The sequence below is a fragment of the Conexibacter arvalis genome, from assembly GCF_014199525.1.
Taxonomy (GTDB): Bacteria; Actinomycetota; Thermoleophilia; order Solirubrobacterales; family Solirubrobacteraceae; genus Conexibacter; species Conexibacter arvalis.
This window is the reverse complement of sequence record NZ_JACHNU010000003.1, coordinates 434,410-460,586: the sequence shown is the minus strand read 5'-3', so window position 1 is coordinate 460,586 and position 26,177 is coordinate 434,410. Positions and strand designations below refer to the sequence as shown.

Here is a 26,177-nt window from a genome sequence, read left to right as displayed (position 1 = left end):
CTGGACCTACAACCATCGCCGCCCACACGGCGCCCTCAGCCACAAGCCCCCGGCAGCCCGCCTCCGCGAGCTGAACAACCTGCTCAGCACTTACAGCTAGTTCCCGGCCTCGGGCGCGGCGGCACGCGTGTCGCCGCGCTCAAGCCCGAACGACGTTCGGCCGATGAGAAACGCGGCGGCCCGCTGCGTTGCACCGGTCGGACCGCTGTACGGCCCCGCCACGGCTCGGCGAATTGCCGCGGCGGGGCCGTCGCGTTGCCGGCCCCGCGTCGGCGCCCCCCGCCTCGGCGCCCCGCCTCGGCGCCCCCGCGCCCGACCTCTGTCATCCAGCTGCTGCTCAGCGACAGCTGGATGACAAAGGTCTTGACAAGGGGTGTGAGTGAGCGCATACTCACACGCCGTGGCCGCCTCCTCCCGACAGCTCTCCACCGCCGCTGAGCGCCGTGAGGCGCTGATCGAGGCGGCCGTCGCGACCTTCGCCGAGCGCGGCTTCCACGGCACGCCCACGACCGAGGTCGCGAAGGCGGCCGGCATCTCGCAGGCGTATCTCTTCCGTCTCTTCCCGACCAAGAGCGACCTCTACGTCGCCGCGGTCGAGCGCTGCTACGGGAAGCTGTCGGCGGCGATGACGCGCGGCGCCGAGGAGGCGCGCCGCCAAGGGCTCGACCCGCTCGACGGGATGGGGATGGCCTACCTGGAGCTGATGCAGGACCGCATGACGCTCCAGGCGACGCTGCACGCCTTCGCCGCCGGCGCCAGCGACGACCCGGCGATCCGCGACGCGGTGCGCAGGGGCTACGGCGAGCTGTACGCGCTCTGCCAGCGCCTGTCGGGCGCCGACGCCGAGCGCATGCGCGCCTTCTTCGCGCAGGGGATGCTCTGCACCGTGCTCGCCGGCATGGACGCGCCGGCGATCGACGCCGGCTGGGCGCAGGAGCTGCTCGGCGGAACGGTCGAGGGCTGCGCCGTCGAGGAGAACCCGGAGACGGTGCCGGGCAAGCTGCTCGCGGGCGCGCCGTCGCCGCTCTCGGGCAGACCCAAGGCCGGCTGACCGGCCCCTTTTTTTGACCCCAGAGTGAGTGATCGCTTACACACCACCACGACGATGACCGCGACCGATATCGCAGACCACACGAAGGGAGCAGGCGGGATGACCCGCTCACGTCAGATCTGGACCTCGATCGTGACGAGCTTCGCGCTCTTCATGGTCACGCTCGACAACCTCGTCGTCACCACGGCGCTGCCGTCGATCCGCGTCGACCTCGACGCCTCGCTCGCGTCGCTCGGCTGGACGGTCAATGCCTACACGCTCGCGTTCGCGGTCCTGCTGCTGCCGGCCGCCGCGATCGGCGACCGGCTCGGCCGCCGGCGCATCTTCGCCGCCGGACTCGGCCTCTTCACGCTCGCCTCCGCGGCGGCCGCGCTCGCGCCGACCGCCGAGGCGCTGATCGCGGCCCGCGCCGTCCAGGGCGCCGGCGCCGCCGCCGTCATGCCGCTGTCGCTGACGCTCCTCTCCGAGGCGTTCCCGGCCGGCAAGCGCGGCCTCGCGCTCGGCATCTGGTCGGGCGTCAGCGGGCTCGGCGTCGCGCTCGGCCCGGTCGTCGGCGGCGCCGTCGTCGAGGGCATCTCGTGGCACTGGATCTTCTGGATCAACGTGCCGATCGGCCTCGTGCTCGTGCCGCTCTCGATCCGCCGCCTGACCGAGTCGCGCGGCGCCGCCCGCCGGCTCGACCTGCCCGGCCTCGGCCTCGCCGGCTTCGGCCTGCTCGGGCTCGTCTTCGGCATCGTCAAGGCCGAGGACTACGGCTGGACCAGCGCGACCGTGCTCGGCACGACGATCGGCGGCCTCCTGCTGCTCGCCGCCTTCGTCGCCTGGGAGCTGCGCGCGCCGGAGCCGATGCTGCCGATGCGCTTCTTCAAGAGCCGCGCCTTCAGCGCCACCAGCGGCGTCTCGCTGACGATGTACTTCGGCGTCTTCGGCTCGATCTTCCTGCTGGCGCAGTTCTTCCAGACGGCGCAGGAGTACACGCCGCTGGAGGCCGGGCTGCGGACGCTGCCGTGGACCGGCACGACGATGCTCGTCGCGCCGATCGCGGGGATCCTCTCGGACCGCATCGGCTCGCGGCCGCTGATGGCCGCCGGTCTGGCGCTCCAGGCGGGCGCGCTGGCGTGGCTGGCGGCCGTCTCGACCCCCGAGGTCGCCTACTCGGCGCTGCTGGCCCCGTTCGTGATGGCCGGCGCCGGGATGGCGCTGGTGTTCGCGCCGGCCGCCAACGCGGTGCTGTCGTCGGTCCGCACGAGCGAGGCCGGCCAGGCCTCCGGCGCGACCAACACGATCCGCGAGGTCGGCGGCGCGCTCGGCGTCTCGGTCCTCTCGACCGTCTTCGCCGGCGCCGGCTCCTACGCCTCGCCGCAGGCGTTCACCGACGGCCTCACCGCCGCGCTGTGGGTCGGCGCCGCGGTGCTCGCGGCCGGCGTCCTCAGCGCGCTGCTCGTCCCCGGCCATCGCAGCCAGGCCGAGACGGCGGCGCGGCTCGCCGCCGCCGACCGCGCGGCGGCGCGCGAGGCCGCGCCCGCCGTCGCGGACGCGGCCCCCGCCCGCCCGGCCGTGCCCGCTACCTCAGGCGCAGCGACAGCGTCGTGACGACCGGCTTCCCGCCGGCCGGCGTCACGGTGACCTTCACCTGGACGTGCGGCCGGCGGGCGGCCAGCAGCGACGCGCGCCGCTTGGCGGCGACCTTCACGGTCAGCGAGCGCGTGCCGGCCTTCGTCAGCCGCGCCGACGCGCTGCCGAGCGCGCGGCCGCGGAGCCGCAGCGTCGCCGACGCCGTGCAGCGCTTCGCGCAGGTCAGCTTGACCGCGACGCCGCGACGGGCCAGCGCGCGCTTGGTCGCCGGTCTGCCGGCGAGCGCGACGACGGTGCGGCGCGGGACGGCCGTGCCGCCGCCACCGCCGCGCGGGCCTCTGTCGCCGCCGCCGGGGGTTCTGTCGCCGCCGCCGGGCGTTCTGTCGCCACCGCCGCCGCCACCGCCACCGCCGCCCGGCGTTCTGCCGGCGCCGGCCGGCACGTCGGCCGGGCCCCAGTCGGCGCTCGTGGCGCCCGCGATCAGCAGCCTGCCGACGGTCGCGCCCTGGTCGCAGGGGTCGGCGGTCAGCGGCGGGATGTCGGCGACGTGGATCCCGTCGCCCTCCGACCAGGCCAGCCGGCTGCCGTCGGGCGACCAGCTCGGGCCGCTGAAACGCCCGCCGACCGGCTCCTGGAACTGGTAGCACCCGCTCGGGAAGTAGGGGTGGAGGCCCTGCGGGGTTCTGTAGATCCGCAACAGCTCGTGCCCGTCGCCGGCGACGTAGGCCATCTTCCGCTTCGTCGGGTCGAACTCGCCGTCGTGCAGCTGGACGTCTCTCTCGTCGGCCCAGCGCGTCAGCCCGTCGGTGCCCTCGTAGGGGTAGGGGGTGTGGATGACGAGGTCCTCGTTGCCGAACGAGGGGGAGGGGTCGCTGAGCACGACCGCGTCGCTGCCGTCGATCCAGGTCGGGTAGATCCAGCCGGTCTGGGCCTTGAACTGCGGATCCTCGAACGAGGTCAGCTGATCGGGGCGGCTGTACGCCGTCCCCTGGCGCAGGTAGACGCAGTACGCCTGGATCTCCGGCAGGCAGCTGCCGTCGACGTTTCTGTAGTACCAGTGGTAGGCGACCTTCGCGCCGTCGGGGGACAGCTTCGCGTCGAAGGGCCCGTACCACTGGCGGATGCCCTCGACTCTGGCGCTGACGGGCGTCGCGATGTCGGCTCTGACGGTGCCGTCGCGTCCGAGCCAGTGGAGTCTCACGCCGTTGACGGCGATCATGTCGCCGCGGTCGTCCTGCGAGACCGACGTGTAGCCGCCGGTCGCCGTGACGCGGTACTGGCGCGCTCCGTCGGAGGTCGACAGCCAGACGTCGCCGCCCTTCACGTACGCGATCGAGTCGCCCTGCGCCGCGGAGGCGCCCCCGGCGAGGAGGGTCGCGGCGGCGAGGAGGCTCGCCGCGGCGGTGGAGCGGAGCTGCATCGGTTCCCTTTCCGGTCGATGGATGCGGTGCCGGCATCCATCCCACCGCGTGGAGCGCTCCCGCACAGCGGGGCAGGGCCCCTGGATTTTCCCGATGAACCCCACCCTGCCCCGCTCCCGGGGCGCGCCGGCGAGGAGCCGCGCTCAGCGGTGGACGACGGTCAGCGGCGCGCCGAACGCCCGCTCGAACAGGTCGCCCTGACGGCGGGCCGCCCACGCCGCCACGACCGCGTCGCGGTCGGCGTCGAGCTCGAGCGCGACGCCGTCGCCGTCGCGCCGCAGCCGGGCGGTGTGGACCGCTTGGTCGCGGTTGCGCTCCAGCTGCTCGGCGAGCCGCAGCAGCGCGGCCCCGCGCAGCAGCAGCTGCTCGTCGCCGTCGCGGCAGAGCGCGGCGGCGGCGCCGAGCTGGGGCGTCCCCTTGCGGTGGTAGCGGGCCATCAGCGCGACGAGCGCGACCTCGCGCGGGGTGAAGCCCGGCAGGCCGGAACCAAGGATCAGGTAGCTCGAGTGCTTGTGGTGGTCGTCGTAGTCGACGGCCATGCCGACGTCGTGGAGGATCGCCGCCGCCTCCAGCAGCTCGGGCTCGCCGGGCGCGGGGAGGCCGACGGCCGGCAGCTCCCCGGCGAGCTGGTCGGCCAGCTCGGCGATGTGCTCGGCGTGGACGAGGTCGACGCCGTGCTGGCGGGCGAGGTTCTCGACGCTGGCGTGGCGGACGTCCTCGAGCAACGGCAGCTCCTCGTCCGCAAGCTCGCCCGCTAGGAACAGCCCCTCGCGCAGGCCGGCCTCCACGACCTCGATCCCGGGCGCGCCGGTCGCCTCCAGCACCGTCCGCAGCACGACCGCGCCGGCGAGGATCACCTCGGCGCGCCCGCGCTTGATGCCCGAGATGCGCTCGCGCTCCGACGGCGGGCGCGCCGCCAGCTCGTCGATCAGCGCGTCGAGCGCGGCCGGCTCCAGCACGAAGCCCTGGACGCTGTCGAGCGGCAGCCCGGCGGCGCGGATCGCGGCGGTCGCGAGGTTGCGGGCCGCCCCGCCGATCCCGACGAGGTGGTCGCGCCCGGCGTCGCCGACCCACGGCGCCTCCGCCAGCCGCGCCAGCGTGTGCTCGCGCAGCGCCGTGATCGCCGCGGGATCGGCCGGGCCGTCGCCGGCGAGGAAGCGGTCGGTCATCCGCACCGCCCCGAGCGGCCACGACGCGCACTCGCGCGCGCGGCGCTCCTGGACGGCGACCAGCTCGAGGCTGCCGCCGCCGATGTCGAGCACGATCCCGTCGCGCAGCGTCGTCTGGTTGACGGCGGCGACGTAGGAGAACCACGCCTCGTCGCGCTGCGAGAGGACGCGGATCGGCAGGCCGGTTGCGCGCCGCGCCCGCTGGACGAACTCGTCGCCGTTGGGGGCGTCGCGGACGGCGCTGGTCGCGACGGCCTCGATCTGGTCGGAGTGGATGCCGTTGGTCGCGCAGAAGGCGGCGAAGACGCGCAGCGTCTCGAGCGCGTGCGCCATCCGCGCCGGCGACAGCTCGCCGCCCGGCCCGAGGTCGCCGCCGAGGCGGACGCTCTCCGACAGCTCGTCGGTCCGCTTCCACCACCCGGCCTCGCCGACGCTGAAGACGACGAGCCTGAAGCTGTTGGAGCCGAGGTCGATCACCGCCATCCGCCTCGCGACCGCGCGCGCGTTGGGGTGATGGACCGTCGCGCTCATGCCTCGATGCGCTCTGCGCGGGCGAGGTGGTCGCGCATCAGCTCCGCCTGCACGTCGCGCCGCTCCTCGCCCGGCTGGACGCGGAGGTGGCGCCAGGTCCCGTCGGGCTGCAGGTCCCAGGCGTTCTCGGTGTCGGCGAGGCAGCGCTCGAGCGTGTCGAGCATCTGCCCGCGCGCGTCCTCGTCGAGCACCGGCACGACCAGCTCGACGCGCGAGTCGAGGTTGCGCGGCATCAGGTCGGCCGAGCCCATCAGCAGCGAGGTCTCGCCCTCCCGCTCGAAGGCGTAGATGCGCGAGTGCTCGAGGAAGCGGCCGACGATCGACACGACGCGGATGTTGTCGGAGACGCCGGACACACCGGGCCGCAGGCAGCAGGCGCCGCGCACGTTCAGCTCGACCCGGACGCCGGCCTGCGAGGCGCGGTAGAGCGCGCGGATGCAGGCCGGGTCGACGAGCGAGTTCATCTTCATCGCGATCCGCGCGGGATGCTCGGGCGAGTGCGCGGCGATCGTCAGGTGGATCTGCTCGACGATCCGCTCGCGCAGGTTCTGCGGCGCGACGAGCACGGTCTCGTAGTCCTCGGGCTTCGAGTAGCCGGTCAGCTGGTTGAAGAGGTCGGCGATCTCGCCGGTGATGCGGTCGTCGGCGGTGAAGAGGCCGAAGTCGGTGTAGAGGTGGGCGGTGCCGGCGTGGTAGTTGCCCGTGCCGACGTGGGCGTAGTGGCGCACGCCGTCGCCCTCGCGGCGGACGACGAGGACCGCCTTCGCGTGCGTCTTCAGCCCCGGCATCCCGAAGGTGACGTGGACGCCGGCCTGCTCCAGCGCGCGCGCCCACATGATGTTCTGGCGCTCGTCGAAGCGGGCCTTCAGCTCGACCAGCCCGACCGCCTGCTTGCCGCGCTCGGCGGCGCGGATCAGCGCCGGCACGAGCGGCGAGTCGTCGCTGGTGCGGTAGACGGTCTGCTTGATCGCCAGCACCTTCGGGTCGGCGACCGCCTGCTTGACGAACTGCTCGACCGTCGCGAACGAGTCGTAGGGGTGGTGGACGAGCAGGTCGCGCTCGCGCATCTGCGCGAAGAGGCTCTTCTGCTTGCCGTCCTCGACGAACTCGGGCGGCATCACCGGCGTCCACGGCGCGTCGCGCAGCTCCCGGAAGCCGGGCAGCTTCGCGACCTGCCACAGGTCGCCGAGGTCGAGCAGCCCGTCGACCTCGAAGACGTCGTCCTCCTCGACGCCCAGCTCGCTGACCAGCCGCGACCGCAGCTGCGGCGCGATGTCGGCGCTGACCTCGAGCCGCACGACCTCGCCGAAGCGCCGCCGGCGCAGCTCGGTCTCGACCGCCTCGAGCAGGTCGTCGGCCTCGTCGGAGACGGTGAAGTCGGCGTCGCGCGTGACGCGGAAGACGGCGTGGGCGACGATCTCCATGCCGCGGAAGAGCTGCGGCAGATGGCCGGCGATCACCGTCTCCATCGGCACGAGCGTGCGCGCGCCCTCGCCGATCTGGACGAACCGCGGCAGCCCCTCCTTCGGCACCTTCACGCGCGCGAAGCGGGTCTGGCCGCTCTCGGGGTCGCGCACCAGCACGGCGAGCGACAGCGACAGGTTGGAGATGTACGGGAACGGCTGCGCGGGGCCGACCGCCAGCGGCGTCAGCGCGGGGAAGACCTCGCGCTCGAAGCGGGCGTCGACCTGCTCGCGCTCGGCGGGGTCGAGCGCCTCCCAGTCGACGACGCGGATGCCGTGCTCGGCGAGCGCCGGCAGCAGCGCGTCGCAGAAGACGGCCGACTGGCGCGCGCCCAGCTCGCGCACGCGCGCGCCGATCGCCTTCAGCAGGTCGACGGGCGGGATCCCGTCGGCGCTGCGCGCCTCGATCCCGGCGTCGACCTGGTCGTGGACGCCCGCGACGCGGACCATGAAGAACTCGTCGAGGTTGGAGCTGTAGATCGCGCAGAACTTGACGCGCTCCAGCAGCGGCTTGTGCGGATCCTCGCTGCACTGCAGGACGCGCTCGTTGAAGTCGAGCCACGACAGCTCGCGGTTGATGAAGTGAGCGGGGTCGGCGGTCTCGCGCGTCTTCGTGACGTCGGCCGGCCGCAGCCGCTCGATCGCCTCGCCGAGCGGCTCCAGCAGCGGCAGGTCGGGGAAGGCGTCGCGCAGCTCCTCGAGCGTCGCCTGGTAGTGGCGCAGCTTCTCGGGGCGCAGGCGCCCGCCGGCGGCGCGGGTGGCGCGCGCGAGCTTGTCGGCGGCCATCACCGCGGCGACCTCGCGCCCGGCGGCGACGCCGCGGGCGCGCAGCTCGGCCTTGCGCTCGGGGTAGTCGTCGATCTCCTCCCGCTCGGTCAGCGCGTCGACGCGGCGGGCGATCTCCTCGCCCATCCGCTCGGCGATCACCCCGCGGTCGACGCCGGTGTCCTCGATCAGGTCGTGGAGGACGGCGGTGGCGACCGTCGCGTCGTCGGCGCCGGCGTCGTGCAGCAGACGCGCGGTGATCGCGGCGTGCTCGACGTCGGCGGCGATGTTGGAGCCGTTGCCGCCGTGGGACCGGTAGGTCTCCAGGGCGAGCGCCCAGGCGCTTGCGATCGTGTCCGAACCGCGCGCGAACACGGGGAGTTCGCTGGTCGCGCCGGCGGGGCGTGCGGTCGATGACATGGCAACGATTGTGGGCGCTGTCGCCCCGGCTCCTGTTATCGACGTGTTAACGAATTGTCGCCTCGGCGCTCGCCGTCGGCACGGTGGCGCTCATCTGTCGCGGTGGAGGAGGTGCTTCAGCTTGTCGGCGGCCTCGTCGACCTTTCCCTTCAGCTTCCCCTCGCCCTTGTCGACGCGGCCCTCGTTCTTGAGGCCCTCGTCTCCGGTCAGCTCGCCGGCAGCCTTCTTGACGCTGCCCTTCGCGCGATCGGCGGTTCCGTCATCGGCCATTTCGGGTCTCCTTAACAACGGGTGCTCTCCTTTTGAGGGGTGCCCGTTGCGCCCGGCCATTACGCGCGCGGGAAGAGTAGTTGACGAAGCAACGTTCTGGGCGTACAATACCTAGCACAGCAGTAGGTATTCGACAGAAGGACCCCAAGACGACGACGAAAAAGGCAGACATGAGCACGCCGGCAAACGCTGAGACCCACGACACCACGTTCGATCCGCTGCAGCTGCTGATGCGCGAGGCGCGCAACTGGCCGCTGCTGACCCCCGCCGAGGAGATCGAGCTGGCGAGACGGATCGAGAGAGGCGACCTCTCCGCGAAGGAGCGGATGGTCAACTCCAACCTCCGGCTCGTCATGTCGATCGCCCGCCACTACCAGGGTCAGGGCCTCGGCATGGGAGACCTCGTGCAGGAGGGGACGCTCGGCCTGATCCGCGCGGTCGAGAAGTTCGACTGGCGCAAGGGCTTCCGCTTCTCCACCTACGCGACGCTCTGGATCCGGCAGTCGATCCAGCGCGGCCTCGAGAACACGGGCCGGACGATCCGGCTTCCCGTCCACGTCGGCCAGCGCGCCCGCAAGGTCGCGCGGGTGCGCCGCGAGCTGACCGCCAAGTTCGGCCGCGACGCGACCGACGAGGAGATCGCGGAGGCGGCGAGACTCCCGCTCGACCAGGTGATCGAGGCCGGCAGAGCCGACCGCGAGCCGACCAGCCTCGACGCGCCGGTCGGCGAGGACGGCGACACCGCCCTCGGCGCGCTGATCAAGTCCGACGCGCCCGACACCGAGGACGAGGTCGCCGAGACGCTGCGCCACGAGACCGTGCAGAAGGCGATCGACGACCTCCCCGACAACGAGCGGACCGTGATCCACCTGCGGTTCGGCACCGGCGGCGAGCCGCCGCAGACGCTGACCCAGATCGGCAGACGCCTCGGCGTCAGCTCCTCGCGCGCCCGCGAGATCGAGGAGCAGGCGCTCCGCCGCCTCTCCCGCGAGGCCGCGCTGTCGGCGCTGCGCGAGGCGGCCTGATCCTGCGGCCTGCGGCCTTGGATCAGGTCGGGAGAGCTCGCCTGGCGGCTCGTTCTCCCACCAACTGACCCCCTCGCACCACGGCGGCCGCGCTCCCAGAGCGCGGCCGCCGGCCGTTGGGGCGCGCGAGTCGGAAGCGCGAGCCGCTAGGCGAGTTCTTCCGACGGAATCCGAGGGCTCCGCCCGAGCGATTCCGCAGGGTCGTGACCGGCCTCGGTGGAGGCGCCGACGATCGCGCCGCCGGGGCAGCTCTCGCACGGGACCTCGGCGCGGCGGCGCGGGTCCTGGATGCCGAGCAGCGAGATCACGCCGCCGAGCAGCGCCAGGCCGCCGGCGATCCCGACCCCGACGTGGAAGGCGTCGACCGAGGCGTCGGTGAGCGCGGCGTCGACGGCCGGCCGCTCGGCCGCCGGCGTGCCCGGCGCGCTGTCGGTCAGGCGCAGGTCGCGCGCTCTGTCGACGGCGCGCTGCGCGGCGGGGGAGAGGTCGCGTCCGGCGAGGGCGTCGTCGAGCCGCGCGCTCGCGACGGCGGCGATCGCCGCGCCGGCGGCCGCGATCGCGATCAGCCCCGCGACGCGGGCGACCGCGTTGTTGACCCCCGAGGCGACGCCGGCGTGCTCGACGCCGGCGGCGCCGAGCACCGCGGCGGTCAGCGGGGCGACCGTGATCGACAGCCCGAGCCCGAACAGCACGATCCCGGGCAGCACCTCGGTCAGGTAGTCCGGCGTCGCGTCGACCCGCAGCAACAGCAGCAGGCCGGCGCCGGCGACGAGCGGCCCGTAGCCCATGAAGCGGCGCGGCCCGTGTCTGTCGGCGAGCGCGCCGAAGCGCTTGGACAGCACGAACATCAGCAGCGTCGTCGGCAGCATCGCGGCGCCGGCGGCGATCGGCGACCAGCCGCCGACCTGCTGCAGGAAGAGGACGAGGAAGAGCGTCGCGATGTTGAGGCCGCCGTAGAGCGCGAAGGTCGCCAGGTTGCCGACCGAGAAGTTGCGCGCGCGGAACATCTCCAGGCGCAGCATCGGCGTCGGCGTCCGCCGCTCCCACCACAGGAAGCACGCGAGCAGGACGACGCCGGCGACCAGCGGCCCGGCGACGAGGGGATCGCCCCAGCCGCGCTGCGGCTGCTCGGTCAGCGCGTAGACCGGGCCGGCGAGGCCGAGCGCGCAGAGCGCCGCGCCGACCCAGTCGATCGGCGTGCCGCGCTCGCGATGGCCCTCCGGCGCGTGCCGCAGCAGCAGCAGGCAGAGCGCGACCGGCAGCGCGTTGACGGCGAAGATCCACCGCCACGAGACCGCCTCCAGCAGCAGGCCGCCGCCGAGCGGCCCGATCACCGTCGCGATCCCCGTCCACGCCGTCCAGCTGCCGATCGCCGCGCCGCGCTCGTGCTCGGGGAAGGTGTCCATGATCAGCGCGAGCGTGCTCGGCACCAGCAGCGCGCCGGCGACCCCCTGCAGCCCGCGCGCGACGATCAGCGTCTCGGTCGTGGGAGCGGCGGCGCACAGCAGCGAGCAGGCGCCGAAGCCGCCGACGCCGGCGGCGAAGACCCGCCGGCGGCCGAGCAGGTCGCCGAGCGAGCCGCCGATCAGGATCAGCGAGCCGAGCGTCAGCATGTACGCCTCGACGATCCACTGCTGCGCCGCGAGGCCGCTGTCGAGATCGCGGGCGATCGCCGGCAGCGCGACGTTCACCACGGTGCCGTCGAGGAAGACGATCCCCGAGCCAAGGATGCAGGCGACGAGCGTCCAGCGCTTCGCGGCGGCGCTGACCGTCCCGCTGGCTCTCTCCGCGCTCACGCCCACCACGCTAGCGCGCGGCGGGCGGCGCTCAGTCGCCGTCGCGGTCGAAGACGAGGTCGAGCAGGCCGTTGACCGCCCACACGATCAACGTCGCCGCCACGCCGGTCCAGAAGCCGTCGATCTCGAAGTTGCCGACCAGCCAGCTGGTCAGGAACAGCATCAGCAGGTTGACGAAGAACAGCGCGATGCCGAGCGTGAGGATGATCAGCGGGATCGACAGCACCGTCACGACCGGCTTGACGACCATGTTGACGACGCTGAAGACGAGGCCGGCGACGACCAGCGTGACCCAGAAGTCGCCGCCGGACTCGACGCCCGACAGCAGCTCCGTGGCGACCCAGAGGGCGGCCGTGTTGCACAACCAGGTGATGAGGAAGCGCTCCATTGCGTCACATCTTCCCGTTTCATACGAAACCTGAGCGCGCCGCTGCCGTTCATAGGGGTAGATGGCACCTGGCTTCGTCGATCTCCACGTCCACCTGCTTCCCGGTGTGGACGACGGTCCCCCGGACCTGGACGCGACGCTGGAGCTGGCCGGGCTCGAGGTCGCCGACGGGATCGACACCGCGACGGCGACGCCGCACGTCGCCTCCGTCGACGTCGCCGAGATCCCGGCGCGCGTCGCCGAGGTCAACCGGGCGCTGCGCAAGGAGGGGATCCCGCTCGTCGTCGAGGGCGGCGGCGAGCTGTCGGCGCGCGGCGTCGGCCGGTTGTCGCCGGCCGAGCTGGACGGGATCGCCCACGGCCCCGCCGGCGCGCGCTGGATCCTGCTGGAGGCGCCGCTCGACGGCGCCGTCGCGACGCTCCACCGTGCCGCCGACCAGCTGCGCGACGCCGGCTACGGGATCGTGCTCGCCCACCCGGAGCGCTGCCACCCGCTGTTCGACCACGACATGGGCGGGCTGCGGCGCGAGCTGGCGCTCGGCTCGCTGGCGCAGGTCAGCTCCTCCTCGCTCGCCGGCCTGCACGGGATACGCGCGCGCCGCAACGCCGTGCGGATGCTGCGCAGCGGCTGCGCCGGGCTGATCTCCTCCGACGCCCACGGCCCGCGCCGTCCGCCGTCGCTGACGGCGGCGATGCACGCCGCCTGCGAGCTCGGCCTGACGCACGAGCACGCCCACGCGCTCGTCGCCGAGACGCCGCGCAGCCTGCTGGAGCGCGGTCTGCGCCCGGTCGCCCACATCGGCGAGGGGGCCGCCGGCTGCGGCCGCTACGTCGCCGGCAGCGACCTGTCGGAGGGGCGCAGGTCGTTCGGGGCTGCCTCCGCGGCGGCGCCCTCGCGCACCTGAGCGCCGCGGGCGCGCCGTCTGCGCTGCGCCGCCTGCGCGAGCGGCTGCGCCGCGAGCGCGCTGCCGATCCCCAGCAGCGCCCACGTCAGCGGGTCCTCGAGGAAGGCGGCGTAGACGAGCGTGTGGACGATCAGCGCCGCGAACGCGGCGGCGACGCCCGCGCGCGCCGGCGTCGCCGCGGCGCCGCGCAGCAGCCGCGCGAGGGCGGCCGCGAGCAGCGCCACGTAGACGGCCAGCCCGATCGCGCCCTGCTCGGCGGCGACCGTCACCGGGATCGTGTGCGAGGTCGCGGCGGCCTCGCCCGCGGTGCGGTTCTGGGCGCGGTACTCGGCCTCGAAGGCGCCGGCGCCGTAGCCCTGCAGCGGCCGCTGGGAGAACAGCTCGCCGCCGCCCTCGACGAGGCCGAAGCGGCCGCTGGAGGAGGCGTCGAGATTGCCGAGGTCGACGCCGAAGGTGCTCGGCGCCGCGAGCACCGCCAGCGCGGCGACGGCGATGACGGCGGCCGCCGGCAGCAGCGTCCGCCGCGCGCCCCACTGCAGGACCGCGAGGACGGCGAGGCCGACGAGCAGCGCCAGGAAGCTCGACTGCGACAGCGTCAGCACGAGCCCCGCCCACAGCGCCGCCAGCACGACCGCGCCGGCGTAGAGCAGCCGCATCGCTCTCGTCCACAGCATCGCGGCGGCGACGGCGAGCATCGCGACGACGAGGAAGCGCCCGTAGATGTTCGGGTCGAAGAAGACCGAGTTGGTGCGGAAGTAGGTGTGCAGCTCGTTGGAGGCGATCAGCTTCGGGTTGAGGAAGATGTGTCTGGTCGCGTACTCGACGTAGCCGATCCCGCTGAAGACCAGCGCGAGGCCGACGAGCACGCCGAAGCAGGCCTTCAGCAGCCGCGGCGTCCACACGATCTGCGCCAGCAGCACGAACAGCAGCGCGAACGGGACGTAGAAGAAGGCGATCTGCTGGAGCGCCTTGTCGAAGTCGGTCGAGTAGGTCGCCTGCACGCCGTAGAGGACGACGAACAGCGCCAGCAGCCGCTCCAGCCAGCCCGGCGACCAGCTGCTCTCGGGCGGCGGCAGCTCGGGGTCGGCCCGCAGCGCCGGCACGACGAACGCGAGCGCGCCGGCCGCGACGACGAGGTAGAGCGGGACGAGCAGGTTCGAGGTCGAGCCGCCGACCTCTATCGGGATCCGGAACGGCAGCGCCGCGACCGCCAGCACCGGCAGCAGCAGCGGCTTGCGCGCCATCAGGGCCGCCAGCGCGCAGACCGCGAGGACGCCGACGGCGGTGGCCGCCGCGGCCGGGCCGGGGTTGTCGCGCACGACCCGCAGCTGCGGCGAGTCCCAGATGTCGGCGACGAGCAGGACCGGCGCGAGCACGAGCGCGGCGGCCATCGCGAGCGCGCGCACGCGCGGCGCGCGCATGACGAGCGCGCACGCGGCGAGCAGGACGGCGACGACGGCGCCGGCCTCGGGCGCCGGACCCGCGAGCGCGAATGGGGCCGCAAGCATTGAAGCGCGCAGTCTAGAGACCGGCTCCGCGCCGACCTGCACGGAGGCGTGCGCTCCGAACGCCCGTCGATCCTTTAGCCTGTGATCGCGATGCCCCGACGTGCGTCCAAGGCCCTCGCGCTCGTCCCTGTACTGATCGCCTCCCTCGCCCTCGCCGCATGCGGCAGCGACGGCACCAGCGTCGGACAGGGCTACGAGGCGCCCAAGACCGGAGCCGGCACCCGGCAGGCGACCGCCTTCGATCCGCGCGACGAGCCGCTCGGCTGCTTCCACGCCAAGGGCGTGGAGGCGGAGAAGGACGCCCGCTACCGCGACCGCATCAACATCCTGCCGGCGACGACGCGCGCCTTCGTCACGTTCACCGGCACGCTGCAGGACGCGCAGAGCCGCGCGCTGCGCAACACCGACGACGCCGCCGGCGCCCAGGCGATCGGTCCGGCGCTGTTCACCGTCGGCGACCTCGGCGACAGCGAGCTGGAGAAGGTCGAAGACTGCCTCGACGCGCGGGGCGTCAGATACTGATGCCGACGCTGACGCCGACGCGCAAGCGGATACTGATGGGGATCGTCTGGCTGATCCCGATCGCGTGCGTCGTGTGGTGGGCGACCAAGCAGGAGGCGCCGAGATTCCCGAGCGACGCCGGCGGGATCGTCGCGCTCGTCGGCGCGCTGGGGCTCTACGTCGTCGCGACGCTCATGCGCGCCGAGCGCTGGGACCGGATCCTGCGCCGCGCCGACGTCGACTGCAGACGCGCCGACGTCTACGCGCTGACGCCGATCGGCTACATGGGCAACAACGTGCTGCCGGCCCGCGGCGGCGAGCTCCTGCGCACCTTCCTGCTCGGATCGCGGGCGCCCGGCTCGACGAAGCGGACGATCCTCGGCACGATCCTCGCCGAGCGCGTGCTCGACGCCGTCGCGCTCGGCGTCATCCTCGTCGTGCTCGCCTCCAACCTGCTCGGGGAGCTGCCGGCGCCGAACATGACGGTCGTGCTCGCGGGCGTCGCGGTGCTGCTCCTGCTGATCGTCGCGGCCGCCGTCGCACTGCTCAAGTTCCGCGAGCGGCTGCTGTTCGTGCTCGCGTCGCTGAAGCCGATGGCGCAGCCGACGAGACAGTTGCTGAGCGGCCACGGCATCGCGCTGCTGGTGCTGTCGCTCGCCGTCTGGTGCGTCGAGGCGAGCGTCTACATCGCCGTCGGCCGCGCCGTCGGCATCGAGCTGGGCCTCCAGGACGGCCTCGCGGTCGTCGCCTTCACCAACGCGGCGGCGCTGATCCCAGCGGCGCCGGGCTACATCGGCACCTACGACGCGGCCGTGATCTTCGCCGTCAACGCGGTCACGAACGCGCCCAGAAGCGCCGTGCTCTCCTACCTGATCCTGCTGCGCTTCGTGCTGTTCGTCCCGATCACGATCGTCGGCTTCGTCCTCCTGGTCGTACGCTACGGTGGTCTCTCGCGTGTCAAGGCGGCGCGCGAGGCGGCCCAAGCCGAGCAGCGTGCCGAGCACGAGGCAGCGGCGGCAGCCGCCGCCGCCACGCGCGTCGAGTCGCATGCGGACACCGCAGCGTCGACCGCGTGAAGCCGCATCCATCCCCCTCGAACGTGACTGCCTCGACCGCTCCCCAATCCCCTGCCTGGCTCGACACGCTTCGCGCCCGGCTGACGCCCGCCGCGCGCGAGACCGCGACCGACGGCCGCGTCTACGCGCTGCTGGCCGCGATCTCGGTCGCGATCGCGGCGCTCACGCTGCTCTACCCGTCGACCCCGACCTACGACCCGTGGGCGTGGATCGTCTGGGGCCGCGAGATCATCAACTTCGACCTGACGACCACCGACGGCCCGTCGTGGAAGCCGCTGACCGTCATCTTCACGACGATCTTCGCGCCGTTCGGGAGCATCGCGCCCGACCTCTGGCTGGTCGTCGGCCGCGCCGGCGCGGTGATGGCGATCATCATGTCGTTCCGCCTCGCGTGGCGGCTGACCGGCGGGTCGATCCCGGCGCGCGCGATCGCCGGCGTGATCGCGGCGATGGCGCTGATCATCTCCTCGCAGTTCGTGCGCAACATGACGCTCGGCAACTCCGAGGGCCTGCTGGTCGCGTTCACGCTGTGGGGGATCGAGCGCCATCTCGACGGCAAGTACCGCCAGGCGTTCGTGCTCGGCTTCCTCGCCGCCCTGCTGCGGCCCGAGATCTGGCCGTTCCTCGGCGTCTACGGCCTCTGGCTGCTGCTGATCGACCGCGACAAGCGCACGCTCTGGACGGTCGTCGTCTGCGGCGTGCTGATCCCGGTCCTGTGGCTGCTGCCGGAGTGGTGGGGCTCGGGCAACTTCTGGCGCGCCGCCGATCGCGCGCAGAGACCGAACCCGAACAGCCCCGCGTTCGCCGACTTCCCCTTCTGGCAGGTGATCAAGAACACCTGGCCGCTGATGCTGACGCCGGTCAAGGCGGCCGCCGCCTTCGCGCTCGCGGTCGCCGCCTGGAACTGGTTCAGACGCCGCAGGGACCTCGCCGTGATCGCCGTCTTCGTGCTCGCCGCGCTGTGGATCTGCGAGATCGCGCTGATGACGCAGGCCGGCTTCTCCGGCAACCCGCGCTACATCATCCTCGGCACGACGCTCGTCGCCGTCGTCGGCGGCGTCGGCTTCGGCCGCGCGGTCCAGATCGCCGGCGACGTCGTCGGCCGCCTCGGCGGCGAGCGCCGCAGCAGCGCGCTCGTGCTCGGCACCGGCGTGCTCGCCTGCGCCGTCCTGCTGACGGCGACCTACCACTGGGCCGGCCCGCGCTTCCGCAGCTTCGGCAAGCTCGACACGGCGCTGCGCTACCAGGCGCAGCTGCGGATCGACCTCGAGAAGTCGCTCGAGCGCGTCGGCGGCGGCGAGTACTTCGCGGCCTGCGGCCACGTCGTCACCGGCACCTACCAGGTCCCGATGGTCGCCTGGTACGTCAAGAGACACACGAAGGACGTCGGGCTCGAGGTGCTGCCCGGCCCCGGCTCGGTCGTCTCCTCGCGCTCGACCCGCGCCGCTGGGTGGAAGCCGGAGCCGTGGACGATCCCCGGCTACTCGAAGCTCGTGGAGCAGCGCTCGACGCACCTGCACTCGACCTGTCCCGCGAAGCCCGGCTCCGACGCCGCGCGGGCCGCCGGGTAACCTCTTCTCGCCGATGGCCTCGGTAGCAGTCCCCCGCTCGCAGCGCAGAATCGAACTGCGCGCCCCGGACGCCGTGCTGGCGGCGGTCACGCTGATCGCGCTGCTCGCGCTGTCGGCGTACGTCCGCACGCGCGCGATATCCGGCTCCTTCTGGATGGACGAAGGGCTGTCGGTCGGCATCGCCTCGCACCCGCTGATGGACATCCCGGGGGTCTTGAGAGAGGACGGCTCGCCGCCGCTCTACTACATGGGCCTCCACCTCTGGATGCAGGCCTTCGGCCGCACCGAGACGGCCGTCCACTGGTTCTCGCTGCTCTTCTCGCTGCTGACGATCCCGGGCGCGATGTGGGCCGGCTGGAGCCTCTGGGGCAAGCGCGCCGGCTTCATCGGCGCGACGCTCTGCGCGCTCAACCCCTTCCTCACCTCCTACGGCGAGGAAGCGCGGATGTACTCGCTGATGGGGCTGCTGGCGCTGCTCGCCACCGCCTGCTTCCTGCACGCGTTCGTCTACCGCCGCGGGCGCCGCTGGATCGTGCTGTTCGGCATCTTCCAGGCGCTGATGCTCTACACGCACAACTGGGGCATCTTCTACGGCCTCGGCGCCTTCGCCGCGCTGCTGCTGCTGTGGTGGAGAAGCGACGAGCGCAAGCCGCTGGCGATCGACGGGCTGATCGGCTTCGGCATCCCGGCCGTGCTGTTCCTGCCGTGGCTCCCGACGCTGCTGTTCCAGGCCGGCCACACGGCGGCGCCGTGGGGCAGAGCGCCCCGCTTCGGCGCGCCGATCCAGATCTCGCGCGACCTGATGGGCGGCGACCGCGCCAGCATCGTGATGCTGCTGTGCGGCGGCTTCGGCCTCGCGCAGGTCCTGCAGGCGCGCAAGCAGAAGCGCGATCCCGAGCGGCTGTCGATCTGGGTGCTGATCGCGATCCCGTTCGTGACGCTCGCGATAGCGTGGATCCTGTCGCAGATAACGCCGGCGTGGGTGTCGCGCTACTTCGCCGTCGCGCTCGCTCCGCTGCTGCTGCTGACCGCGCTCGGCCTCGCCCGCGCGCGCTGGCTCGGCGTCGCGGCCCTCGCGGTGCTCGTGATGTTCTGGATAAACCCGAGACCGTTCGTCGACGGCTACAAGAGCAACGTCCGCGACATCGGCGCCGAGGCCGGCTCGCAGATGAGACCGGGCGACCTGGTCGTCGTCGGGCAGCCGGAGCAGACGCCGCTGGCGTGGTACTACCTGCCGGCCGGGCTGAGATACGCCGACACGGCCGGGCCGGTCGACGATCCGCGCCACATGGACTGGGTCGACGCGATGGACAGGTACGAGGCCGCGCAGCCGCGCGACGTCCTGCCGCCGCTGCTCGACGCCCTCGAACCGGGCCAGAAGGTCCTGCTGATGCGTCCGCTGACCGAGGGGGTCGAGAACTGGTCGGCGCCGTGGACCCAGCTCGCCCGGCGCCGCTCGGCGCAGTTCGGTGCGATCCTTCAGGAGCAGTCGGGGCCGGGCGGCACGTTCAGACAGATCACCGTGGCGCCGCAGTTCTACCGGGGAGCCTCGACGGTCGGCAACGTCGGGATCCTCTACGAGAAGGTCCGCGACACGCCGATGACACAAGCCCCCTGACGCGCTCACCCCGGCGCAGACGAACGATCGGATATGACTGAGAACGAGACCGTCCCCGCTCCCAAGGACAGCCGCCCGTACGTCGTGCTCGGCGGCGGCCCGGCCGGACTGACGGCCGGCTACCTGCTCGCCAAGCGCGGCGAGCCGGTGATCGTCCTCGAGGCCACCGACCAGGTCGGCGGCATCGCCCGCACCGAGGTGCGCAGATCGCCCGACGGCGGCGAGTATCGCTTCGACCTCGGCGGTCATCGCTTCTTCACGAAGGTCAGAGAGGTCGACGACCTCTGGCTGGAGATCATGAGAGGCGAGTTCCTGCTGCGTCCGCGCCAGTCGCGCATCTACTGGCGCCGCAAGTTCCTCCAGTACCCGCTGGAGGGCATGGACGTGATCAAGAAGCTCGGTCCGGTCGACCTGATGCGGGCCGGCTTCTCCTACCTCTACGCGGCGGTCAAGACGAAGGTCCGCCCGCAGAGGGAGGAGACCTTCGAGCAGTGGGTCTCCAACCGCTTCGGCAGATGGCTGTTCACCCAGTTCTTCAAGACCTACACCGAGAAGGTGTGGGGCGTGCCGACCTCCGAGCTGCGCGCCGACTGGGCCGCCCAGCGGATCAAGGGCCTGTCGTTCTTCTCCGCCGCGAAGGCCGCCTTCTTCGGCAACAAGGGCAACGAGATCAGATCGCTGATCGGCGAGTTCCACTACCCCAGATTCGGCCCCGGCCAGATGTGGGAGAGAATGGTCGCCGAGATCGAGGCGCACGGCGGCGAGGTGCGGATGAACGCGCCCGTCACCAGAATCGTCATCAGAGACGGCGTCGCGACCGGCGTGATCGCCGGCGGCGAGACGATCGAGGCGACGGCGATCATCTCCTCGCTGCCGCTCGGCACGACGACGAGAATCACCGACCCCGAGGCGCCCGCCGAGGTCCGCGACGCCGGTCGCAACCTGCGCTACCGCGACTTCCTCACCGTCTCGCTCGTGATCGACGGCAGAGACCTCTTCCCCGACAACTGGATCTACATCCACGAGCCGGGCGTGAGAGTCGGCCGCATCCAGAACTTCCGCTCGTGGAGCCCGTGGATGGTGCCGAACGAGAACGAGGCGTCGATCGGCATGGAGTACTTCTGCTTCGAGGGCGACTCGCTCTGGAACATGAAGGACGAGGACCTCGTCGAGATGGCCAAGCGCGAGCTGGGCCAGATGGGCCTCGGCGACCCGTCGAAGGTGACGATGGGCTTCGCGACCCGCGTCCACAAGGCCTATCCGGTCTACGACGAGGAGTACGCGAGAAACCTCGAGGTCGTCAAGCAGTGGCTGGCGCAGACGCCGAACCTCGTGCAGGTCGGCCGCAACGGCCTCCACCGCTACAACAACTCCGACCACTCGATGCTGACGGCGATGCGCGCCGTCGACAACCTCGTCGACGGCACCGACCACGACATCTGGGCCGTCAACGCCGAGGCCGAGTACCACGAGGAGGATGCCGCCTCCTCGGCCGGCAAGATCGGCGGCCAGGGCGACCGCAACGCGGCCAACCCCTACCCGTACAAGGACGCCCCGCCCGAGAACGACCGCGAGCAGGCGGCCAAGTCCTCGTAGCGCCGCGCCGCACCGCTGCTTCGCTCGAGAGCCCCGGCCCGCGCCGGGGCTCTCGGCGTTCAAGGGGGAGGAGTGGCGCTCTGGGGGCGCATATCACCCCCACAGCGCCACTCCTCCCCGTGCCGGCGGGGCGTCAGGCGAGGCCGAAGAGGGCGCGGGCGTCGGCGGGGGAGAGCTCGCCGAGCGGGGGCGGGGCGGTGGCGTGGCGGGGCGGGGTCGCCGACATGCGAACCGGGTTGCGGGCGACGCGCGTCGGGGCGGGCGGGGCGGCGCCGGCGGTCGCGGCGGCCTCGACGGCGGTCGGCAGCGGCTCCAGCTCGGCGACCGGCTCGAGGCCGAGGCGCTGCGCGAGTGCGAAGGCGCCCGCGAGGTCGTTGACCTCGCCGGCCGGGACGCCGGCGGCGAGCAGCCGCTCGGCCCACTCCGCGGCGGGCGCGGCGGCGAGCCGCTGCTCCAGCAGCGCCCGCAGCTCGGCGCGCGCGGCGACCCGCGCCGGGTTGGTCGCGAAGCGCTCGTCGGCGGCCAGCTCGGGCGCGCCGATCAGCTCGCAGAGCTTGCCGAACTGGCGGTCGTTCCCGACGGCGAGCACCAGCTGCGTGCCCGCGCCGGCGGAGAACAGCTCGTACGGCGCGATGCTCGGGTGGGCGTTGCCCATGCGGCCGGCGACGACGCCGCCCGCGGTGTACGCGGAGGCCTGGTTGACGAGCGCGGCGAGCAGCGAGGAGAGCAGGTCGACCTCGACCAGCTGGCCCTCGCCGGTCGCGGTGCGATGGCGCAGCGCGGCGAGGATCCCGTTCGCGGCGAAGAGGCCGCAGATCACGTCGACCAGCGCGACGCCGGCCTTCTGCGGGTCGCCGTCGGCCGGGCCGGTGATCGACATCAGGCCGCCGACCGCCTGCACGAGCAGGTCGTAGCCGGGCATCGCGGCGCCGGCGCCGGAGGAGCCGAAGCCGGTGATCGTCGCGTAGACGAGGCCGGGGTTGGCGGCCGCGAGCGTCGCGTGGTCGAGGCCGAGCCGCGCCATCACGCCCGGGCGGAAGTTCTCGACCACGACGTCGGCTCGGGCCGCCAGCTCGCGTGCGAGCGCGAGGTCGGCGGGATCTCTCAGGTCGAGCGCGAGCGAGCGCTTGTTGCGGTTGACGGAGAGGTAGTAGGTCGCGACGCCGGCGGCGTCGCGGGGCGGTCCCCAGGCCCGCGTGTCGTCGCCGGCGCCCGGGCGCTCGACCTTGACGACGGTGGCGCCGTGGTCGGCGAGCAGCATCGTCGCGAGCGGGCCGGCGAGCACGCGCGAGAAGTCGAGCACGAGCAGGTCGCCGAGCGCGGCGGGCGTCGCGGCGTCATCAGGGGTCACTCTCTCCACGTCCATGATTAGATTTTATAAGATTCCCGCTCAGCGGAGGTGCCGCACCGCCCCGCGGACCGCCCGCACCGCCGCCTCGCCACCGCACCGGAGGAGACCATGACCGCCTCGACGACCGCCGCACCGGCCCTGCGCCCGAACGACTTCCTCAACATCGACAGCCTGCTGTCCGACGAGGAGCGGCTGATCCGCGACACCGTCCGCCAGTTCGTCGCCAGAGAGGTCGTGCCGAACGTCGGCGAGTGGTTCGAGGAGGCGCGGATCCCGCGCGAGCTCGCCAACGAGCTCGGCGACCTCAACGTGCTCGGCATGCACCTGACCGGCTACGGCTGCGCCGGCGCGTCGGCGACCGCCTACGGCCTCGCGTGCATGGAGCTGGAGGCCGGCGACTCGGGCGTCCGCTCGCTCGTCTCGGTCCAGGGCTCGCTGGCGATGTTCGCGATCTGGCGCTGGGGCTCGGAGGAGCAGAAGCAGGAGTGGCTGCCGCGGATGGCAAAGGGCGAGGCGATCGGCTGCTTCGGCCTGACCGAGCCCGACGCCGGCTCCGACCCCGGCTCGATGCGCACGCGCGCCAGACGCGACGGCGACGAGTGGGTCCTCAACGGCCAGAAGATGTGGATCACGAACGGCTCGATCTCCGACGTCGCCGTCGTCTGGGCGCAGACCGACGAGGGCGTTCGCGGCTTCCTCGTGCCGAGAGGGACGCCCGGCTTCACCGCGCCCGAGATCCACAAGAAGCTGTCGCTGCGCGCCTCGGTCACCTCCGAGCTGGTGCTCGACGACGTGCGCCTGCCCGACTCCGCCCGCCTGCCGGAGGCCAACTCGCTGCGCGGGCCGCTCTCCTGCCTCAACGAGGCCCGCTACGGGATCGTCTGGGGCGCCGCCGGCGCCGCCCGCGCCTGCCTGGAGGCGGCGGTCGAGTACAGCAAGACCCGCATCCAGTTCGACAAGCCGATCGCCTCCTTCCAGATCATCCAGCAGAGACTGGCCGAGATGGCGACGAAGGTGAACCAGGCGACGCTGCTGGCGCTCCACCTCGGCCGTCTGAAGGACGCCGGCCAGCTGCGCAACGAGCACGTCAGCATGGGCAAGCTCGCGAACGTCAACGCCGCGCTGGAGGTCGCCCGCACCGCCCGCCAGGTGCTCGGCGCCAACGGCATCACGCTCGAGTACCCGGTGATCCGGCACATGAACAACCTCGAGTCGGTCGTCACCTACGAGGGCACCGCCGACGTCCACGCGCTCGTGATCGGCAACGCCCTGACGGGGATCTCCGCCTTCCGGTGAAATCCTGCGGCCAGAGGTCTTGGATTCCATTGGAAGAACTCGCCTGGCGGCTCGCTCTTCCAGCGAGGCGGGCGTGAGCGCCCCCCGCCGTCACTCCACCTCGCAGGAGCACGCGGTCCAGTGGCTGCGCGCGGCGATCGTCGCGCGCGAGCTGCGGCCGGGCGAGCGGGTCGGGCAGGAGGACATCGCCGAGCGGATCGGCGTCAGCGTCGTGCCGGTGCGCGAGGCGCTGCGCGTGCTCGAGCAGGAGGGGCAGCTGACCTACCTGCCGCGCCGCGGCTACTTCGTCACCGAGCTGAGCGTCGCCGACCTCGACGAGATCTACGCGCTGCGTGCGCTGCTGGAGGCGCGCGCGGCGCGGCATGCGCTGCCGGCGCTCGACGCCGAGGCGCTGGAGCGGATGGAGCTGGCGGCGCGCGACTGCGTCGCCGCGGCGGGGGCAGGCGACGTCGCCGCCGAGCTGGAGGCCAACCGCCGCTTCCACTTCGCGATCGTCGACGCGCCCGATCAGCCGCACCTGCTGCGGCTGATCCGCTCGCTGTGGGACGCGACCGAGTCCTACCGCGCGCTCTACTACAACGACGCCGCCGAGCGCGACGCGGCGAGCGAGGCGCACGAGCGGATCATGGCGGCGGTTCGGGCGAGAGACGAGACGCGGCTGATCGCCGAGCTCGACGCCCACCGCGACCGCGCGCTGGAGGTCCTGCGCGGGATCCTCGCCGCGCCGTAGGGGCGCCGCCTACGGGCGTCCCGTCGAGGCGCGCGCGATCACGCGGTGGGGGACGAGCACGTGGCGCTGCGCCGGCTCCTGCTCCTCGAGCAGGTCGACCAGCAGCCCGGCGGCGCTGCGGCCGATCTCCTCGGGGTTGAGGTCGAGCGTCGTCAGCGACGGTCTCGCCTCGTCTGGCGCCTGGCTCTCGGTCGCGGTCGTCGCCAGCAGGAGGTCGTCGGGGACCCGGACGCCGCGCGCCTCGGCCGCCAGCAGCGTGCCGAAGGCGAGCCGGTCGTAGGTCGAGAAGATCGCGTCGGGCGGCTCGGGCAGCGACAGCAGCTCGCTCGCGACGGCGTAGCCGGCGCGCTCGGTCAGGTCGCTGGCGGCGCGGCGCAGCAGCGGCTCGGCGCCGCGCCGCTCGCACCAGTCGGCGTACGCCTGCTCGACGTCGTGGGAGTAGGAGATGTCGAGCGCGCTCGTCATCAGCGCGATCCGGCGTGCGCCGCGGCGCTCGAGGTGGTCGAGCATCTCCGTCGTGCCGGCTATGTGGTCGTTGTCGACCCAGCAGGAGGGGGCGTCGCCGCCGGGGAGGCGGCCGGTCGTCACGACGGCGATCCCGGCCTGCTGCAGCTGCGCGACCAGCCCGTCGTCGCGGACGGGGTCGACGATGATCGCGCCGTCGACGGCGATCCCGGCCTGCGGGTTGAGGGCGGCGTCGCCCGGGGCCATCACCAGCGCGTAGCCGTTGGCGATCGCCTCGGTCGAGGCGGCCATCATCAGCTGCGCGAAGTAGGCGAAGTCGGTGACCGCCAGCGGCGCTCCGCCCTGCTGGGAGACGGCCAGCCCGAGCAGTCCCGTCTTGCCGACGACGAGGTTGCGCGCGGTCGCGTTCGGGCGGTATCCCAGCTCGTCGGCGATGCGGCGGACCCGCTCGCGCGTCTCCTCCGGCAGGCGCCCCTTCCCGTTGAGCGCATGCGACACGGTGGTGACCGAGACACCGGCCGCTGCGGCGACCTCCTTGATGCCGATGCGCTGTCGAGGGGTCCCCATGGCGAAGACAGATTATCCGTGCGGACGTTGACAATGCAAAACCGTTTTCTCTAGGCTGCGCGAAGGAGTTTGCAAAAACGTCTTTCCAACGAGGAGGGAGAGACTGGTGTCGACCACCCCCGCGTCTGACCCGACGATGTGGACGAGCCTGCTGCACGCAGGTCTCGTCGGCTCGTTCCTGCGCCTGCCCCACGTCCCCGCCGATGCCGATGCGCTGAAGGCGCACGGCGCCAAGGCGGCGATCTACGGCCTGCCGTGGGACGCGACCAGCATCAGCCGCACCGGCGCCAACTACGGACCGCGCGGGATCCGCGAGGTCTCGGCGCAGTTCCTGACCTACAACGCGACGCTCGACTTCGACCTGCTCGACCTCAACCCGGTCGACGTCGGCGACTGCGACGTCGTGCTCGCCAACGCGGTCGAGACCTTCGCCCGCGCGCAGGCCGACATCGGCGCGATCCTCGACGCGGGCGCGCTGCCGGTCACGCTCGGCGGCGACCACTCGATCACGATCCCCGCCGTCCGGGCGGTGCGCGAGCGCGTCGCCGACCCGGGCCTCGTGCTCGTCGACATGCACCTCGACACCGCGCCCGACGTCGGCGGCGAGGAGCTCAACCACTGCTGTCCGATCACGCGCGCCGTCGACGCCGGCTTCGACCCGGAGAAGATCGCGCTGGTCGGCATCTCCGGCTGGATGAACCCCCGCACCGAGCTGGCCTACTGCCGTGAGAAGGGCATCACGATCATCTGGCTCGAGGAGATCTGGGAGAAGGGCGCCGCCTGGGCGGCCGACAAGGCCCGCGAGGTCGCCGGCGCCGGCGACGGGATCTACCTCTCCTTCGACGTCGACTCGCTCGACGCCGCCTACGCGCTGGGCACCTGCTGCCCGTCGCCGGGCGGTCTCACGAGCCGCGAGGCGATCGAGATCGTGCGCGGCGTCTCGCGCGAGGGCCTCGTCGGCGTCGACGTCGTCGAGGCGGCTCCGAGCCTCGAGGCCGGCGCGACCTCGCCGACCTGCTCGATCGCCGGCCGCGTCGCGCTGGAGGCGATGGCCTTCCACGCCGGCGCGCAGGCCGGTCTCGACCGCCTGCTGTCGAAGGCCGGCCGCGAGGCCTGATCG

Annotated in this window: 21 protein-coding genes and 1 pseudogene; 13 read left to right on the top strand and 9 right to left on the bottom strand. The window is 72.7% G+C overall.

From position 1 onward, the window contains the following. The 3 genes and pseudogenes from BDZ31_RS26240 to BDZ31_RS14510 form a co-directional block, all read left to right on the top strand. Positions 1 to 100 (top strand): annotated as a pseudogene (locus tag BDZ31_RS26240) (IS481 family transposase); the annotation flags it as partial. A 300-nt stretch (positions 101 to 400) separates the two neighbouring features. Next, entirely contained in the window at positions 401 to 1,051 is a 651-nt protein-coding gene (locus BDZ31_RS14515; protein ID WP_183343044.1) for a TetR family transcriptional regulator, read from the top strand. A gap of 99 nt (positions 1,052 to 1,150) precedes the next feature. Continuing rightward, a complete protein-coding gene (locus BDZ31_RS14510) occupies positions 1,151 to 2,644 on the top strand; it encodes a DHA2 family efflux MFS transporter permease subunit (protein WP_183343043.1) in 1,494 nt (497 codons plus the stop codon). Here the strand turns inward: BDZ31_RS14510 and BDZ31_RS14505 are convergent. The 4 genes from BDZ31_RS14505 to BDZ31_RS14490 all read right to left on the bottom strand — a co-directional run bounded on the left by BDZ31_RS14505 (position 2,616) and on the right by BDZ31_RS14490 (position 8,665). Next, positions 2,616 to 4,046, bottom strand: a complete 1,431-nt coding sequence (locus tag BDZ31_RS14505) for a PD40 domain-containing protein (protein ID WP_183343042.1) — start codon at positions 4,044 to 4,046, stop codon at positions 2,616 to 2,618. The genes BDZ31_RS14510 and BDZ31_RS14505 overlap by 29 nt on opposite strands. 144 nt (positions 4,047 to 4,190) lie before the next feature. After that, a complete protein-coding gene (locus BDZ31_RS14500) occupies positions 4,191 to 5,747 on the bottom strand; it encodes a Ppx/GppA phosphatase family protein (protein ID WP_183343041.1) in 1,557 nt (518 codons plus the stop codon). Then, a complete protein-coding gene (gene ppk1 / locus BDZ31_RS14495; protein ID WP_183343040.1) occupies positions 5,744 to 8,395 on the bottom strand; it encodes a polyphosphate kinase 1 in 2,652 nt (883 codons plus the stop codon). Before ppk1 ends, BDZ31_RS14500 begins: the two co-directional genes overlap by 4 nt. A 90-nt stretch (positions 8,396 to 8,485) precedes the next feature. Next, the gene (locus BDZ31_RS14490) at positions 8,486 to 8,665 is read right to left on the bottom strand and encodes a CsbD family protein (RefSeq protein WP_183343039.1); all 180 of its coding nucleotides are present in this window, start codon (positions 8,663 to 8,665) and stop codon (positions 8,486 to 8,488) included. A gap of 170 nt (positions 8,666 to 8,835) precedes the next feature. On the opposite strand from BDZ31_RS14490, the gene BDZ31_RS14485 reads away from it, so the two are divergent. Next, a complete protein-coding gene (locus tag BDZ31_RS14485; RefSeq protein WP_183343038.1) occupies positions 8,836 to 9,690 on the top strand; it encodes a sigma-70 family RNA polymerase sigma factor in 855 nt (284 codons plus the stop codon). A 146-nt stretch (positions 9,691 to 9,836) separates the two neighbouring features. Here the strand turns inward: BDZ31_RS14485 and BDZ31_RS14480 are convergent, their stop codons facing one another. Further along, positions 9,837 to 11,486, bottom strand: a complete 1,650-nt coding sequence (locus BDZ31_RS14480) for an MFS transporter (RefSeq protein ID WP_343075590.1) — start codon at positions 11,484 to 11,486, stop codon at positions 9,837 to 9,839. A gap of 31 nt (positions 11,487 to 11,517) precedes the next feature. Then, on the bottom strand, positions 11,518 to 11,874 hold the full coding sequence (locus BDZ31_RS14475; protein ID WP_183343036.1) for a phage holin family protein: 357 nt from the start codon (positions 11,872 to 11,874) through the stop codon (positions 11,518 to 11,520). 61 nt (positions 11,875 to 11,935) lie between these two features. On the opposite strand from BDZ31_RS14475, the gene BDZ31_RS14470 reads away from it, so the two are divergent. Then, positions 11,936 to 12,778, top strand: coding sequence for a tyrosine-protein phosphatase (locus BDZ31_RS14470; RefSeq protein WP_183343035.1), 843 nt, complete (start codon positions 11,936 to 11,938; stop codon positions 12,776 to 12,778). On the opposite strand, the gene BDZ31_RS14465 is transcribed toward BDZ31_RS14470, so the two are convergent. Then, on the bottom strand, positions 12,700 to 14,286 hold the full coding sequence (locus BDZ31_RS14465; protein ID WP_183343034.1) for an O-antigen ligase family protein: 1,587 nt from the start codon (positions 14,284 to 14,286) through the stop codon (positions 12,700 to 12,702). The two genes, BDZ31_RS14470 and BDZ31_RS14465, sit on opposite strands and share 79 nt — an antisense overlap. Positions 14,287 to 14,376: 90 nt before the next feature. On the opposite strand from BDZ31_RS14465, the gene BDZ31_RS14460 reads away from it, so the two are divergent. From BDZ31_RS14460 to BDZ31_RS14440, 5 genes are read left to right on the top strand one after another with little or no spacing between them, the layout of a single operon-like run. Continuing rightward, complete coding sequence (locus BDZ31_RS14460; RefSeq protein ID WP_183343033.1) at positions 14,377 to 14,808, top strand: hypothetical protein; 432 nt, start codon at positions 14,377 to 14,379, stop codon at positions 14,806 to 14,808. Beyond that, positions 14,808 to 15,863, top strand: a complete 1,056-nt coding sequence (locus tag BDZ31_RS14455) for a lysylphosphatidylglycerol synthase transmembrane domain-containing protein (protein ID WP_183343032.1) — start codon at positions 14,808 to 14,810, stop codon at positions 15,861 to 15,863. The genes BDZ31_RS14460 and BDZ31_RS14455 overlap by 1 nt, the downstream gene beginning before the upstream one ends. Positions 15,864 to 15,886: 23 nt before the next feature. After that, positions 15,887 to 17,434: a hypothetical protein gene (locus BDZ31_RS14450; RefSeq protein ID WP_183343031.1), complete on the top strand. Its 1,548-nt coding sequence runs from the start codon at positions 15,887 to 15,889 to the stop codon at positions 17,432 to 17,434. A gap of 13 nt (positions 17,435 to 17,447) precedes the next feature. Continuing rightward, positions 17,448 to 19,052: a glycosyltransferase family 39 protein gene (locus tag BDZ31_RS14445; RefSeq protein WP_183343030.1), complete on the top strand. Its 1,605-nt coding sequence runs from the start codon at positions 17,448 to 17,450 to the stop codon at positions 19,050 to 19,052. Between the two features lie 33 nt (positions 19,053 to 19,085). Beyond that, the gene (locus tag BDZ31_RS14440) at positions 19,086 to 20,648 is read left to right on the top strand and encodes an NAD(P)/FAD-dependent oxidoreductase (RefSeq protein WP_183343029.1); all 1,563 of its coding nucleotides are present in this window, start codon (positions 19,086 to 19,088) and stop codon (positions 20,646 to 20,648) included. Between the two features lie 133 nt (positions 20,649 to 20,781). Here the strand turns inward: BDZ31_RS14440 and BDZ31_RS14435 are convergent, their stop codons facing one another. Further along, entirely contained in the window at positions 20,782 to 22,014 is a 1,233-nt protein-coding gene (locus tag BDZ31_RS14435) for a CaiB/BaiF CoA transferase family protein (RefSeq protein WP_183343028.1), read from the bottom strand. A gap of 93 nt (positions 22,015 to 22,107) precedes the next feature. Between BDZ31_RS14435 and BDZ31_RS14430 the strand changes: the two genes are divergently transcribed. Beyond that, positions 22,108 to 23,295, top strand: a complete 1,188-nt coding sequence (locus BDZ31_RS14430) for an acyl-CoA dehydrogenase family protein (RefSeq protein ID WP_183343027.1) — start codon at positions 22,108 to 22,110, stop codon at positions 23,293 to 23,295. A 73-nt stretch (positions 23,296 to 23,368) separates the two neighbouring features. Beyond that, positions 23,369 to 24,025: an FCD domain-containing protein gene (locus BDZ31_RS14425; protein ID WP_183343026.1), complete on the top strand. Its 657-nt coding sequence runs from the start codon at positions 23,369 to 23,371 to the stop codon at positions 24,023 to 24,025. A gap of 9 nt (positions 24,026 to 24,034) precedes the next feature. On the opposite strand, the gene BDZ31_RS14420 is transcribed toward BDZ31_RS14425, so the two are convergent. Continuing rightward, complete coding sequence (locus BDZ31_RS14420) at positions 24,035 to 25,057, bottom strand: LacI family DNA-binding transcriptional regulator (protein WP_183343025.1); 1,023 nt, start codon at positions 25,055 to 25,057, stop codon at positions 24,035 to 24,037. Positions 25,058 to 25,163: 106 nt separating this feature from the next. Here BDZ31_RS14420 and speB point away from each other — a divergent pair, with 106 nt between their 5' ends. Next, positions 25,164 to 26,174: an agmatinase gene (speB, locus tag BDZ31_RS14415; RefSeq protein ID WP_343075589.1), complete on the top strand. Its 1,011-nt coding sequence runs from the start codon at positions 25,164 to 25,166 to the stop codon at positions 26,172 to 26,174. The last annotated feature ends 3 nt before the right edge of the window (positions 26,175 to 26,177 follow it).

Coding starts and splice junctions, on each gene's coding strand:
- BDZ31_RS14510 (WP_183343043.1), top strand. CDS start 1,151: ATGACCCGCTCACGTCAGATCTGGACCTCGATCGTGACGAGCTTCGCG.
- BDZ31_RS14505 (WP_183343042.1), bottom strand. CDS start 4,046: ATGCAGCTCCGCTCCACCGCCGCGGCGAGCCTCCTCGCCGCCGCGACC.
- BDZ31_RS14500 (WP_183343041.1), bottom strand. CDS start 5,747: ATGAGCGCGACGGTCCATCACCCCAACGCGCGCGCGGTCGCGAGGCGG.
- ppk1 (WP_183343040.1), bottom strand. CDS start 8,395: ATGTCATCGACCGCACGCCCCGCCGGCGCGACCAGCGAACTCCCCGTG.
- BDZ31_RS14490 (WP_183343039.1), bottom strand. CDS start 8,665: ATGGCCGATGACGGAACCGCCGATCGCGCGAAGGGCAGCGTCAAGAAG.
- BDZ31_RS14485 (WP_183343038.1), top strand. CDS start 8,836: ATGAGCACGCCGGCAAACGCTGAGACCCACGACACCACGTTCGATCCG.
- BDZ31_RS14475 (WP_183343036.1), bottom strand. CDS start 11,874: ATGGAGCGCTTCCTCATCACCTGGTTGTGCAACACGGCCGCCCTCTGG.
- BDZ31_RS14470 (WP_183343035.1), top strand. CDS start 11,936: ATGGCACCTGGCTTCGTCGATCTCCACGTCCACCTGCTTCCCGGTGTG.
- BDZ31_RS14465 (WP_183343034.1), bottom strand. CDS start 14,286: ATGCTTGCGGCCCCATTCGCGCTCGCGGGTCCGGCGCCCGAGGCCGGC.
- BDZ31_RS14460 (WP_183343033.1), top strand. CDS start 14,377: ATGCCCCGACGTGCGTCCAAGGCCCTCGCGCTCGTCCCTGTACTGATC.
- BDZ31_RS14455 (WP_183343032.1), top strand. CDS start 14,808: ATGCCGACGCTGACGCCGACGCGCAAGCGGATACTGATGGGGATCGTC.
- BDZ31_RS14445 (WP_183343030.1), top strand. CDS start 17,448: ATGGCCTCGGTAGCAGTCCCCCGCTCGCAGCGCAGAATCGAACTGCGC.
- BDZ31_RS14440 (WP_183343029.1), top strand. CDS start 19,086: ATGACTGAGAACGAGACCGTCCCCGCTCCCAAGGACAGCCGCCCGTAC.
- BDZ31_RS14435 (WP_183343028.1), bottom strand. CDS start 22,014: ATGGACGTGGAGAGAGTGACCCCTGATGACGCCGCGACGCCCGCCGCG.
- BDZ31_RS14430 (WP_183343027.1), top strand. CDS start 22,108: ATGACCGCCTCGACGACCGCCGCACCGGCCCTGCGCCCGAACGACTTC.
- BDZ31_RS14420 (WP_183343025.1), bottom strand. CDS start 25,057: ATGGGGACCCCTCGACAGCGCATCGGCATCAAGGAGGTCGCCGCAGCG.